The organism is Rhizobium tropici CIAT 899 (assembly GCF_000330885.1).
GTDB lineage: Bacteria > Pseudomonadota > Alphaproteobacteria > Rhizobiales > Rhizobiaceae > Rhizobium > Rhizobium tropici.
Map to the genome: position 1 here is coordinate 2973296 of NC_020059.1, position 12537 is coordinate 2985832.

At 60.3% G+C, this 12537-nt stretch carries 10 protein-coding genes and 1 pseudogene; 9 read left to right on the forward strand and 2 right to left on the reverse strand.

What is annotated here, in order from left to right; all coding sequences use genetic code 11:
- The first annotated feature begins 231 nt into the window (after positions 1-231).
- Positions 232-2214, forward strand: a complete 1983-nt coding sequence (gene tkt, locus RTCIAT899_RS14665) for a transketolase (protein ID WP_015341019.1) — start codon at positions 232-234, stop codon at positions 2212-2214.
- 63 nt (positions 2215-2277) lie between these two features.
- Positions 2278-3288 (forward strand): type I glyceraldehyde-3-phosphate dehydrogenase, encoded by a 1011-nt coding sequence (gap, locus tag RTCIAT899_RS14670; RefSeq protein ID WP_041677653.1) that lies wholly within the window; start codon positions 2278-2280, stop codon positions 3286-3288.
- A 7-nt stretch (positions 3289-3295) separates the two neighbouring features.
- Here the strand turns inward: gap and RTCIAT899_RS33520 are convergent, their stop codons facing one another.
- A complete protein-coding gene (locus RTCIAT899_RS33520) occupies positions 3296-3439 on the reverse strand; it encodes a hypothetical protein (protein ID WP_154660800.1) in 144 nt (47 codons plus the stop codon).
- A gap of 264 nt (positions 3440-3703) precedes the next feature.
- Here RTCIAT899_RS33520 and RTCIAT899_RS14675 point away from each other — a divergent pair, with 264 nt between their 5' ends.
- The 4 genes and pseudogenes from RTCIAT899_RS14675 (at position 3704) to RTCIAT899_RS14690 (ending at position 9499) form a co-directional block, all read left to right on the forward strand.
- Entirely contained in the window at positions 3704-5554 is a 1851-nt protein-coding gene (locus RTCIAT899_RS14675) for a potassium/proton antiporter (RefSeq protein ID WP_015341021.1), read from the forward strand.
- Between the two features lie 118 nt (positions 5555-5672).
- Positions 5673-6931 (forward strand): annotated as a pseudogene (locus RTCIAT899_RS14680) (phosphoglycerate kinase).
- 225 nt (positions 6932-7156) lie between these two features.
- Positions 7157-8419 (forward strand): serine hydrolase domain-containing protein, encoded by a 1263-nt coding sequence (locus tag RTCIAT899_RS14685; RefSeq protein WP_015341023.1) that lies wholly within the window; start codon positions 7157-7159, stop codon positions 8417-8419.
- 162 nt (positions 8420-8581) lie between these two features.
- Entirely contained in the window at positions 8582-9499 is a 918-nt protein-coding gene (locus tag RTCIAT899_RS14690; protein ID WP_015341024.1) for a PhzF family phenazine biosynthesis protein, read from the forward strand.
- 48 nt (positions 9500-9547) lie between these two features.
- Here the strand turns inward: RTCIAT899_RS14690 and RTCIAT899_RS33800 are convergent, their stop codons facing one another.
- Positions 9548-9709, reverse strand: a complete 162-nt coding sequence (locus RTCIAT899_RS33800) for a hypothetical protein (RefSeq protein WP_015341025.1) — start codon at positions 9707-9709, stop codon at positions 9548-9550.
- 224 nt (positions 9710-9933) lie between these two features.
- Between RTCIAT899_RS33800 and RTCIAT899_RS14695 the strand changes: the two genes are divergently transcribed.
- The 3 genes from RTCIAT899_RS14695 to rcdA all read left to right on the forward strand — a co-directional run bounded on the left by RTCIAT899_RS14695 (position 9934) and on the right by rcdA (position 12328).
- Entirely contained in the window at positions 9934-11208 is a 1275-nt protein-coding gene (locus RTCIAT899_RS14695) for an MFS transporter (RefSeq protein ID WP_041677654.1), read from the forward strand.
- A 28-nt stretch (positions 11209-11236) separates the two neighbouring features.
- Positions 11237-11428 (forward strand): DUF1192 domain-containing protein, encoded by a 192-nt coding sequence (locus RTCIAT899_RS14700; protein ID WP_015341027.1) that lies wholly within the window; start codon positions 11237-11239, stop codon positions 11426-11428.
- A 384-nt stretch (positions 11429-11812) separates the two neighbouring features.
- Positions 11813-12328: a protease adaptor protein RcdA gene (gene rcdA, locus RTCIAT899_RS14705; protein ID WP_015341028.1), complete on the forward strand. Its 516-nt coding sequence runs from the start codon at positions 11813-11815 to the stop codon at positions 12326-12328.
- Positions 12329-12537 lie beyond the last annotated feature (209 nt).

The following is a 12537-nucleotide window of genomic DNA, read 5'->3' on the forward strand; positions in this document are numbered from 1 at the left end:
ATTGTCGTCTTTTGTAAAAGTGAACGGGCAAATGTTAAAAAATTGCCGCGAGGGAGCCGGATTGAGCCCTCGATTTGTTGACTTGCTCGCCCTAACTGCTATGTCTCGACCGCCTGAGGCGACGTTGGAAATGGCGTTCGGAAGAGCGCCTCACTTCACCCGCCTTTAACCGATGGCCTCCCTCCCAAGCGTGCGGCCATCCCCCGAACCCGGAACACTGCGGAAAAACCCATGAACTCTCGCGAACAACACGACCGGATGGCAAATGCGATCCGTTTCCTTGCCATGGATGCTGTCGAGAAGGCCAATTCCGGTCACCCCGGTTTGCCGATGGGGATGGCTGATGTCGCCACCGTTCTCTTTAGCAAATATCTGCGCTTCGACCCGAAGAACCCGCTTTGGCCGGATCGTGACCGTTTCGTTCTGTCGGCTGGCCACGGCTCGATGCTGCTTTATTCGGTCCTCTACCTCACCGGCTATCCGGACATGACGGTCGATGAGCTCACACGCTTCCGCCAGCTCGGCTCCAAGACCGCCGGCCATCCGGAATATGGTCACGCCACCGGCATCGAAACCACCACCGGCCCGCTCGGCCAGGGCATTGCCAATGCCGTCGGCATGGCGATCGCCGAGCGCAAGCTGCGCGAAGAGTTCGGCGCCGAGCTTCAGGATCACTACACCTACGCCATGTGCGGCGACGGCTGCCTGATGGAAGGCATCAGCCATGAAGCAATCGCACTGGCCGGCCACCTCAAGCTCAACAAGCTGATCCTGTTCTGGGACAACAACTCCATCACCATCGACGGCGCCGTCTCGCTTTCGGACTCGACCGACCAGATCATGCGCTTCAAGGCCGTTCACTGGAATACGATCGAAGTCGACGGCCATGATCAGGCCGCCATCAGCGCCGCCATCGAAGCCGCCCATAAGTCCGACCGCCCGACGCTGATCGCCTGCAAGACGATCATCGGCTTCGGCGCTCCGAACAAGCAGGGCACCCACAAGGTCCACGGCTCGCCGCTCGGCGCCGAGGAAATCGCCGCGACCCGCGTTGCGCTGAACTGGCCTTACGAGCCCTTCGTCATTCCGAACGACATCCTCGGCGAATGGCGCGCTGCCGGCGAACGCTCCGTCGGCACCCGCGAAGCCTGGGAAGGCCGCCTCGCTGCCGCCGACCCCGCCAAGAAGGCAGAGTTCACCCGCCGCTTCGATCATAAGCTGCCTGCCGGCTTCGACGCCGCCATCAGCGACTACAAGAAGAAGCTCGCGGAAACCAAGCCGACACTCGCAACCCGCAAAGCATCGGAAGATGCGCTGGAAATCATCAACGGCTTCATTCCGGAAACGCTCGGCGGCTCGGCCGACCTGACGCCGTCGAACAACACCAAGACCAGCCAGATGAAGTCGATCACTCCGACCGATTTCTCCGGCCGTTACATGCACTGGGGCATCCGCGAACACGGCATGGCCGCTGCCATGAACGGCATCGCGCTCCACGGCGGCCTCATCCCCTATAGCGGCGGCTTCCTGATCTTCTCGGATTATTGCCGTCCGCCGCTGCGCCTCGCCGCTCTGATGGGCATCCGCGCCATCCACGTCCTGACGCATGATTCGATCGGCGTCGGCGAAGACGGCCCGACCCACCAGCCGGTCGAGCAGGTCGCCAGCCTGCGCGCTATCCCGAACTTCCAGCTCTTCCGCCCGGCGGACGCAACGGAAACGGCCGAATGCTGGCAAATCGCCATCAAGACGACCAACCGTCCGTCCGGCCTCGCGCTGACCCGTCAGAACCTGCTGGCCGCCCGGACCGAGTACAGCGAAAAGAACCTCTGCGAACTCGGCGCCTACACGCTGGCCGGCAATGCCGATGCCAAGGTGACGATCTTCGCTTCGGGCTCCGAAGTCGAACTCGCCGTTGCCGCCCGCACCGTTCTTGAAGGCAAGGGCGTTTCTACGCGCGTCGTTTCGGTTCCCTGCACCGAGCTCTTCTTCGAGCAGCCGGACGCCTACCGCAAGGAAGTCATCGGCAACTCGCCGGTCAAGGTTGCCGTCGAAGCCGGCGTTCGCGAAGGCTGGGATGCCTTTATCGGACCGGAAGGCGCCTTTATCGGCATGAAGGGCTTCGGCGCTTCGGCTCCTTACAAGGACGTCTACAAGCACTTCGGCATCACCACCGAGGCCGTTGTCGCCGCCGCTGAGGCAAAGCTTTCCTGAGGGCGCTGACAAGCGCTCTCAAATCCAATAGATAAACACCCTGAATGAAAGGGAGTGACATTCATGACTGTAAAAGTAGCCATCAACGGCTTTGGCCGCATCGGCCGTAACGTCCTGCGTGCAATCGTCGAATCCGGCCGTACCGACATCGAAGTCGTTGCCATCAACGACCTCGGCCCGGTCGAGACCAATGCTCACCTGCTGCGTTACGATTCCATCCACGGCAGGTTCCCCGCCGAAGTGAAGGTCGAAGGCGACTCGATCATCGTGGGCGGCGGCAAGCCGATCAAGGTCACGGCGATCAAGGACCCGGCAACCCTGCCGCACCGCGATCTCGGCGTCGACATCGCCATGGAATGCACGGGCATCTTCACCGCCCGTGACAAGGCTGCCGCTCACCTGACGGCCGGCGCCAAGCGCGTCATCGTTTCGGCTCCTGCCGACGGTGCCGACCTGACCGTGGTTTTCGGCGTCAACCATGACCAGCTCACCAAGGAACACCTGGTCATCTCCAACGCATCCTGCACCACGAACTGCCTGGTGCCGGTAGTCAAGGTTCTCGACGACGCCGTCGGCATCGATCACGGCTTCATGACCACAATCCACTCCTACACCGGTGACCAGCCGACGCTCGACACCATGCACAAGGATCTGTACCGCGCCCGCGCCGCAGCCCTGTCCATGATCCCGACGTCGACGGGCGCCGCAAAGGCTGTCGGTCTCGTTCTGCCGCACCTCAAGGGCAAGCTCGACGGCACGTCGATCCGCGTTCCCACGCCGAACGTCTCGGTCGTCGACTTCAAGTTCGTGTCCAAGAAGGCAACGACGGTCGGCGAAATCAACGAAGCCATCAAGGCTGCATCGAACGGCAAGCTGAAGGGCATCCTGGGCTACACCGACGAGCCGCTGGTCTCCCGCGACTTCAACCATGACAGCCACTCGTCGATCTTCGCGACCGACCAGACCAAGGTCATGGAAGGCAACTTTGTGCGTGTTCTGTCCTGGTACGACAACGAGTGGGGCTTCTCCAGCCGCATGTCGGACACGGCAGTCGCCTTCGCAAAGCTGATCTGATTACGGCTCAGACCTGAGTGACATGAATGCCGGCGGTGCGATTTTCCGCGCCGCCGGCATTACTATTTTGATGAATAGTGCCCCGCCGCCGGTAAGCACGCAAAGGGACCGCAGCATCCCGCATCTTCTTAAAACATTTCAATTTTTTCATCCCTCTGCCCTGCTATCGTCCAGATTTACCAGTAAATTTTGAAGCAGGAAGTCTCCCAGACATTCCAAGCCGCTTCGCCGTTCTGGCAAAAGCGCATCACACCATGACGATGCAGTCGTCGGAAAGAGTTTCGATCCATGAACTCTCCTCCGAACGATTTCCGTGTTTGCCAATTTGCCAGGCACGGCAACATGATGGAAACTGGGGAGACCTCCGGCATTCCGGGCTTTTGGCTCGGTGGCGGCGCACGGAAAGGGGAAAAAGGTGGAGGCATTTTACATTATCGTGCTGATCAGCACGGTTCTCATACTCATTGCAGCCTTCTCCAGCCTCCTCGCCTTCCGTTTCGGCGCGCCTTTGCTGCTGCTCTTCCTGATGATCGGCCTTGCCGCCGGGACGGATGGGCTCGGCATCGAATTCTCCAACAATTATCTCGCCTACATCCTCGGCTCTCTGGCGCTTGCGATCATTCTCTTCGATTCCGGCTATGGGACGCCGATCCAGGCCTTCAAGCTTGCTGCGACACCCGCGCTGACGATCGCTTCCGTTGGCGTCATCGTCACGGCCGCGTTGTTCGGCCTCGCGGCCACCTGGCTGCTCGGCTTCACCTGGCTGCAGGGTCTCCTGCTAGGCTCGATCGTCGCTTCGACGGATGCGGCGGCCGTCTTCTTCCTTCTGCGCATCGGCGGCATCAATATCCGCGACAAGGTGCGCTCGACGCTGGAAGTCGAATCCGGCACCAACGATCCGATGGCGATCTTCCTAACACTCGCCCTGGTTGAGCTCCTGGCAAGCGGTGAAGGCTATGCCGGCATCAACCTCGCCATGCTTGCCACCTTTGTCCAGCAGATGGGGCTGGGCGTCATACTCGGCCTGCTCGGCGGCATGATGATCGTCCTCATCGTCGGCCGCCTGGAGACGGATCGCGGCCTGACTCCGATTTTCGTGCTGGCGCTGGCGCTCCTCGTCTTCTCATTTACCGGCGCCGTCGGCGGCAGCGGCTTCCTGGCCGTCTATGTCGCAGGCATCTATGCCGGCAATCGCAAGCTGCCAGCCTCCGCCTCGATCAAGCGTTTCCAGGATGGCATGACCTGGCTGGCGCAGATCATCATGTTCCTCGTGCTCGGCCTGCTTGCGACACCATCGGAATTTCCGGCGATCGCCATTCCCGCCGTGGCGCTGGCACTGTTCCTGATCTTCATTGCCCGGCCGATCGCCGTCTGGCTCTGCGTGCTGCCGTTCGACTATACCCAGCGCGAGACCGGCTTCGTCGCCTGGGTCGGCCTGCGCGGCGCCGTTTCCATCCTTCTGGCGATCATGCCGATCCTCGGCGGCCTGCAGGCCGGCCAGACCTATTTCAACGTCGCCTTCATCGTCGTGCTGGTCTCGCTGCTCGTCCAGGGCTGGACCATCAAGCCGATGGCGCGCCGGCTTGGCCTCATCGTTCCCCCGCGCATGGGGGCGATCGACAAGGTCGAAGTCGACCTGCCGGGCACGGTCAACCACGAACTCCTCTCCTATCGCGTCGTGAAGGACAGCCCGGTCCTGCGCGGCGAACGCATCCCACGCTGGGCGACACCGTCGCTGATCGTGCGCGACGGCAAGTCCATGCGCTATCAATATGCCGGCCGCCTGCGCGAAAACGATATCGTCTATCTCTTCGTCTCCCCCAATTATTCGCGCCTTCTCGACCGCATCTTCGCCAGCCGCGCGCCGGTCGATCCCGAGGATGCCGAATTCTTCGGTGCCTTCTCGATATCGCCGCTGCGCCCCGCCGCCGATCTCGACGCTGCCTATGGACCGGGATTGCTGAGCGAACAGGAGAAGGGGCTCACCATAGCGGAGCTCATGCGCCATCGCCTCGGTGGCAAGGCCGACTATGCCGATCGCGTTCGTCTGGGCGAGATCATCCTCATCGTCAGGGATCTCGACGAGAACGATCACATCCAATCCGTCGGAATGTCGCTCGAGGCGGTGGAACCGCCCGTCATCATGCCGATCTTCATCAATCTCCATGATATTTTGAAGAGCATCCGGGCTTATCTGCAGAAGCGCCGCGAGCGCGTGAATGAAGCTATTTCCGACGAATCAACACCGGGTAAAAACGACGCCTGAGTGCCTTGAGCAATTCCCGGAAAAATGCATGACGGCTTTCCGTCCGGAATTGCCGAAAACCAGGAAAATAGAACCGTTCGGCGATCCTATGAAACGCCGAACGGTTCTTGCGTCTCCGATCATCCGTAGTATGGTCGGCGCGCTTTTCGCCACCAACAATATCGGATCCTTCCCATGGCAGCCTTCAAAACTCTCGACGATCTCACCGACATCTCCGGCAAGCGCGTGCTCGTACGCGTTGACCTCAACGTGCCGGTCAAGGATGGCAAGGTCACCGATGCGACCCGCATCGAGCGTGTCGCCCCGACGATTCTCGAACTGTCCGAAAAGGGCGCCAAGGTCATTCTGCTTGCCCATTTCGGCCGCCCGAAGGAAGGCCCCTCCCCGGATCTTTCGCTCGGTCTTATCGTTCCGACGGTCGAAGAAGTTCTGGATCACGCCGTTCTCTTTGCCTCCGACTGCATCGGCACCCCGGCTGCCGACGCCGTTGCCAAGATGAACAATGGCGACATCCTGCTGCTGGAAAACACCCGCTTCCACAAGGAAGAGGAAAAGAACGACGCAGCCTTCACCAAGGCGCTCGCCGCCAATGGCGATATCTACGTCAACGACGCTTTCTCGGCGGCGCACCGCGCCCACTCTTCCACGGAAGGCCTCGCTCACCTGCTGCCGGCCTATGCAGGCCGCACGATGCAGGCAGAGCTTGAAGCCCTGGAAAAGGGCCTCGGCAATCCGGTCCGCCCGGTCGTTGCCATCGTCGGCGGCGCCAAGGTTTCCACCAAGATCGACCTTCTGATGAACCTGGTGAAGAAGGTCGATGCGCTTGTCATCGGCGGCGGCATGGCCAACACCTTCCTCGCTGCGCGCGGCACCAATGTCGGCAAATCGCTCTGCGAACACGATCTCGCCGATACCGCGAAGCAGATCATGATCGAAGCCGCCACGGCCGGCTGCGCGATCGTGCTGCCGGAAGACGGCGTCATCGCTCGCGAATTCAAGGCCGGCGCAGAAAACGAAGTCGTCGCGATCGAAGCGATCCCCGCCGATGCCATGGTACTCGATGTCGGCCCGAAATCGGTCGAAGCGATCAACAACTGGATCGGCCGCGCCACCACGCTCGTCTGGAACGGCCCGCTCGGCGCCTTCGAAATCACGCCTTTCGATGCAGCAACGGTCGCGGCGGCCAAATATGCCGCCGAATGCACCAAGGCCGGCAAGCTGACCTCGGTCGCCGGCGGCGGCGACACGGTTTCGGCGCTGAACCACGCCGGCGTTGCCGATGACTTCACCTATGTCTCGACGGCGGGCGGCGCGTTCCTCGAATGGATGGAAGGCAAGGTCCTTCCCGGCGTCGCCGTTTTGCAGGCCGGCAAGTAAATCAGCCGGCACCTCGAATGAATGAAGAGTCCCGGTCGTGATGCGGCCGGGGCTTTTTGCTTTATGGCAATAACGTCCGACGTTCAGAACAGAGCAAGTTATATATGCCACAATGACAAGATCAGCTTCGCTGTGATATCGGAAAGCAAACCGTGTCAAACGGATGTTACAAAAGCGCGGCACTAGGTCCGATTATAATGAAGGGCCGAATAGAGGGGTTGCCATATGCTGGCCTGGCGCAGTTTTATCGCCGTTCTTGCTGTCGTCCTGGTCGCTCAAACAGATATTGCTCAAGCTCAACAGGTGCGTGCAGCTGTTCCTGTGTTTTCTCCGACCGGACCGGATGCGGAAGCTTACGGTGAGAAACTCGGCTATCCCGTCGGTCCGCCGCTCAGCGAACAACGCAACATGATCGGCAACTTCACCCATGCCGATCAGCTTGCGCCAACACACACGATCGCCGCCGCCGAGCATCCATTACAGCTGTTACGCGCCCCGTCCGAGATTTCGGTGAAGTTCACATTCGGCACTGAGACCGCCTCCCTGTCGAAATATCTCGACACCAATCCCACCACGGGATTGCTGATTGCCCGCAACGACACGATCCTGTTCGAACATTATCAATACGGCCGCACCGATCACGACCACTTCGTCTCGCAATCCCTGGCAAAGACGTTGACCGGCATGATGATCGGAATTGCGATTTCCGAAGGTGCCATCCGTTCGATCGACGATACGGTTGAGACCTATGTGCCGGAGCTGAAAGGCACGGAGATGGGCGTCACGCCGATCCGCGCATTGCTGCACATGGCCTCCGGCATTGCCTTCACCGAAAACTTCGGCAACCCCGACGACAACGTTCACCTCAGCAATTCACTGCTTGGCCCCGAAAAGCTTGATCCCATCACAGCCATATCCCGCTTCAACAAGCGGGTGGCGCCTCCCGATACGGTCTGGCACTACAGCAATCTCGATACCGAAGGACTAAGCCTCGTTCTGACGCACGCCACCCATATGAGCATGGCGGACTATCTACAGACCCGGATATGGCAGCCGATGGGCGCCGAAGCGAGCGCGAACTGGCAGGTCGACAAAACAGGTCAGGAAGTCGGCTACTGCTGCTTCAGCGCGACGCTTCGCGACTATGCCCGCTTCGGCATGCTGCTCGCCCATGATGGGGCCTTGAACGGGCGGCAGATCATCCCGCGCCAATGGCTGCTGGATGCGACGGAGCCGGTCAAGCAAGGCTCGTTCCTCGCTGTCAATCACGAGACGAACCCCTGGGGCTACGGCTATCAGACCTGGCTGATGCCCGGTCCGCGCCGAACGTTCTTTCTGGACGGACGAGCCGGCCAGCGCATTCTCGTCGATCCGGCAACACATCTGGTCCTGGTGCACACTGCGGTCCGTGCCAAGCCCGGCGATGCAGGCAGTGCGGAACTTGTCGAACTCTGGTCCAGCGTGCTCAAGCAGTTTCAGAACAATTGACGTGAGATCGTCATCGCGTGACCCGGCTTTCAAGTTGATACGCGAAGCCCGGCCTCCAAAGGAGACCGCTGGTGAAGTTGTCACCGGCACAAGTTCCCGCTTCCAGCATCCGCCGAGCAACGGCTAAATCCTCGCAGATCTGCAAAAGCTCTGGGGGCCGCCATGAACACCATCGCCTATGTCACCGTCGATGTCTTCACGTCCGAACGCTTTGTCGGCAATCCGCTGGCGGTCATCCCCGATGCGCGTGGCCTCGGCAGCGACGCCATGCAGAAGGTCGCGGCCGAGTTCGGTTATTCGGAAACGACCTTCGTGCTGCCGCCGGAAAATCCAGGGCATACAGCCCGCGTCCGCATCTTCACGCCCACGGCCGAAATCCCCTTTGCCGGCCACCCCAACGTCGGCACCGCCTTCGTCCTCGGCCAGGAGCAGACGATCTTCGGAAAACCCGCAGGCGACCGGCTGATCTTTGAAGAGGACGCCGGTCTTGTGGAAGTCGCCTTGCTGCGCAACGATAATGGAGTGTCGGGCGCAAGCATTCGCGCGCCGGGCCAACTTTCGGTCGGTGAGACGATTGCCGACGAACTGATTGCACGCTGCGTGCAGATTGACCCGCAATCGATCCGCCATACGACCCATGCTCCCACCTTCGCATCTGTCGGCCTGCCTTTCGCCTTTGCGGAGCTGGACTGCCTCGAAACGCTTGGCAAGGCATGGCCGAATGCCGCCGTTTTTGCCGAGGCAGCTACGCTGCACAAAGAGGACAAGACCGGTTTCTCGCTCTTTCTCTACGTGCGCTCCGCGGAAAATCCGTGGGCCATCCGCGCCCGCATGTTTGCGCCGCTCGATAATGTAACGGAAGACCCGGCGACCGGCAGCGCCTCCGCCGCGATCGGCGCCTATCTGACTTCCCTGCTGCCGGCACAGGATGCAGAGGTAAAAATCACCATCGAACAGGGCGTGGAAATGGGAAGACGCAGCGTCATCGGCGTCGACGTCAAAAAATCTGCCGGTACGGTAAATGAAGTCTTGCTGTCCGGCAGCAGCGTCTTCGTCATGCGCGGAGAGATCCGGGTCTAGGAAGCCGACGCGTGCCGGTACTGAAGCTCGAATCCGGTCTGGAATGCCCTAAAACACCTCGTTGATGACGAGCGCCACCGTCCAGATGGCAAAGGCGAAGAGGGCGATCTTCCAGAAATCAGCCCTGCGCCTCAGGCCCGGCAGCCCCAAAGGCTTGATGATATGCACCGCCATGGCGAGCAGGAGCAGCACCGCTATGGCTTTTGTCACGCTATTTTTCCCCATTTATGCAAGAGTGAGAGCAGCCGCGACCAAAAACCGCTGCACGCCTTTCGCGATCATGCTCTAATCGTCATACGACGGACATTTTTCCGCGCCAACAGACTGTTTCTACACGCCGATAGCGGCAATCCGGGACACAATCAATAGCGAATACAGGCAGGGTGCAATCCTGCCTTTCGGCTCCCAAACGGAGCCGCGTGAAGGTGGGGAGCATGAAAAGAAACATATTGCCGGTACTCGCTCTGCTGTTCGGCACGCTGTTCCTGTTTACCGGCAACGGCCTGCACAGCCTGCTGCTGCCTGTGCGCGGCACGGCCGAAGGCTATGCGACGACGACGCTCGGCCTGCTCGGCACGACGTGGGCGACGGGCTTCGTGCTCGGTTGCCTGACGGCGCCGAAACTGGTCCGACGTATCGGCCATGTGCGCGCCTTTTCGGGCTTCATCTCCGTCATCGCCATTATCGCGCTTCTGACCGGCATCATCGTCGACCCCATCTGGTGGGTGGCGCTGCGTGCCGTGACCGGCTTCTGCACGGCCGGCACCTCGATGATCATCGAGAGCTGGCTCAACGAACGCGCCACCAATGAAAGCCGTGGCGCGATCTTCTCGCTCTATATCGGCATCACCCTCATCGGCGCCGTCGCCGGCCAGATGATGGTGCCCTTTGCCGATGTCCATACGCCCATCCTCTTCATGGTGTGCGGTATCTGCTATTGTATCGCCATGCTGCCGACCACGCTGTCGACCGCCGCCTCGCCGCAGCCGCTGAAGGCCGTCAGCCTCGATCTGAAGGCGCTCTACCGCAATTCGCCGGTCGCCTCGATCGGTATCCTGCTTGTCGGCATCGCCAATGGCGCATACGGCACGCTCGGCGCCGTCTTCGGCGCCAAGGCCGGCCTTTCCCAAAGCGATATCGCGCTGATGATGAGTTCGACCATCTTTGCCGGCGCCGTCATGCAGCTGCCGGCCGGCCGCCTGTCCGATCGTATCGACCGCCGCTATGTGCTGGCGGGCATGGCGGCGATCGCAGCCCTCGACGGCCTGCTCCTCTTCCTGCTGAAACCCGGCAGCCCGGCTTTCCTCATCAGCATGGTCGTCATCTATGGCGCCGTCGCCAACACGCTCTATCCGATCGCCGTCGCCCATGCCAACGACTTCGCCGCGCCGGAGGATTTCGTCAAGGTTTCCGGCGGCCTGCTGCTGCTCTACGGCATCGGCACGATCATCGGCCCGACCTTGAGCGGCCCGGTCATGTCCTCCATCGGCCCCTACTCGTTGTTCTTCGTCACCGCCATCGCCCATGTGCTGATTACCTCCTACTCGATCTTCCGCAGCCGCATGCGCGCCGCCAAGCCGGCGGGCGATCGCGACGCCTACACGACCATGCCATCGGCCAACGCGCAGATGATCACGCCGGAGAGCATGGCGCTGGCGCGCAGCGAGACTTCAAAAAAGGACGATATAACTGTAGATTACGGCACCTGATCCCTCTTGAAGGGAAGGAGGAGCCTAAATGAGCCTATTCGATGATGATCGCCCCACGCAGCCGTCCGCCCACGAGATCGGCAGCGACCTGTCGTTACTATCGGTCGACGAGCTGAAAAGCCGCGTTGCATTGCTTCAGGGCGAGATCGCCCGGCTGGAAGAAGAAATCGCCACCAAGACCTCCGGCCGCAAGGCGGCGGATAGCCTTTTCCGCTTCTGAGCCATCGTTCCAGGGTGCATCGCCGCAGCCCAAAATTTGGGCGGCGCAGTTCTGGATCAAGACATGGTCAACCGAATATTAAGCTTTACGACATATTACTAGGACCATCCAGATTCGCTCTGGACTCAGACAGTTCCTCCACTTGGCGAATTGGTCTGATTTTTCTCCCTGTTTTACCTTGAGAGCCGCTTTTGCGGCTCTTCTTTTTTGTCCTGTATCACGGACCTTGCCGAAACTGTGGAGATTAACCCTTTCTTAAGAATCGCCTTGCGAATTTCAGTTAAAACAACCATCTTAAAGTCATAAAAGCGGATGCCGAAAGCTCTTAGGGACTTGACCGGCCTTTCCTGAACAAAAGTGTTGCGTGAAGCAGGGATTTATTCGATGTCGGAACTTGGATTGAACACGATCAGCTTTGCTGGCCACGCCGCATCGTCGGCACAGTTCAGGGCGCTCTATTCTGAAGGCATGTCGCTGGTCGAAGAAACTGCCGGCTATCTCGACGGCCAGGGCCGCGTCGCTTCCAAGGTTCTGCCGCGCATGGCCTCCGTGCTCTACGCCGCCGAATCTATGCGGCTGACGACCCGTCTCATGCAGATGGCCTCCTGGCTGCTGCTCCAGCGCGCCGTCAACAATGGCGAAATGTCGCGCGATCAGGTGCTGGCCGAAAAGAACAAGGTTCGCCTCGACGGCTTCAACGTCGACCGCACGGCACCCGGCTGGAATGACCTGCCGGAATCCTTCCGCGATCTCGTCGAGCGTTCGCTGCGCCTGCAGAACCGCGTCGCCATCCTCGATCGCGAGATCTATCGTCCTACGGAACCTGCAATCGTTCCGGACAACCAGAACAGCGTCAAGGCACAGCTGACCCTGCTGCAGACCGCCTTCGGCGGCAACTGAGCTTCAGACAATCCGCAATGAATTTGAACCGGTCGCGCCTGACGTGGCCGGTTTTGTTTTGGGCAATCATCCAATCCGCAGCAAACCACATGCGGTGTTAAGCCTTAAGTAGAAACTAGGCAAAGCTTGACGGATTCCGCGAAATATCTTTAAAAGAGAGCGCCTGCCTCTCTACTGGAAGGCGGGCAAGCCGAAAACGAACCCGCATG

Coding starts and splice junctions, on each gene's coding strand:
- tkt (WP_015341019.1), top strand. CDS start 232: ATGAACTCTCGCGAACAACACGACCGGATGGCAAATGCGATCCGTTTC.
- gap (WP_041677653.1), top strand. CDS start 2,278: ATGACTGTAAAAGTAGCCATCAACGGCTTTGGCCGCATCGGCCGTAAC.
- RTCIAT899_RS33520 (WP_154660800.1), bottom strand. CDS start 3,439: ATGAAAAAATTGAAATGTTTTAAGAAGATGCGGGATGCTGCGGTCCCT.
- RTCIAT899_RS14685 (WP_015341023.1), top strand. CDS start 7,157: ATGCTGGCCTGGCGCAGTTTTATCGCCGTTCTTGCTGTCGTCCTGGTC.
- RTCIAT899_RS14690 (WP_015341024.1), top strand. CDS start 8,582: ATGAACACCATCGCCTATGTCACCGTCGATGTCTTCACGTCCGAACGC.
- RTCIAT899_RS14695 (WP_041677654.1), top strand. CDS start 9,934: ATGAAAAGAAACATATTGCCGGTACTCGCTCTGCTGTTCGGCACGCTG.
- RTCIAT899_RS14700 (WP_015341027.1), top strand. CDS start 11,237: ATGAGCCTATTCGATGATGATCGCCCCACGCAGCCGTCCGCCCACGAG.
- rcdA (WP_015341028.1), top strand. CDS start 11,813: ATGTCGGAACTTGGATTGAACACGATCAGCTTTGCTGGCCACGCCGCA.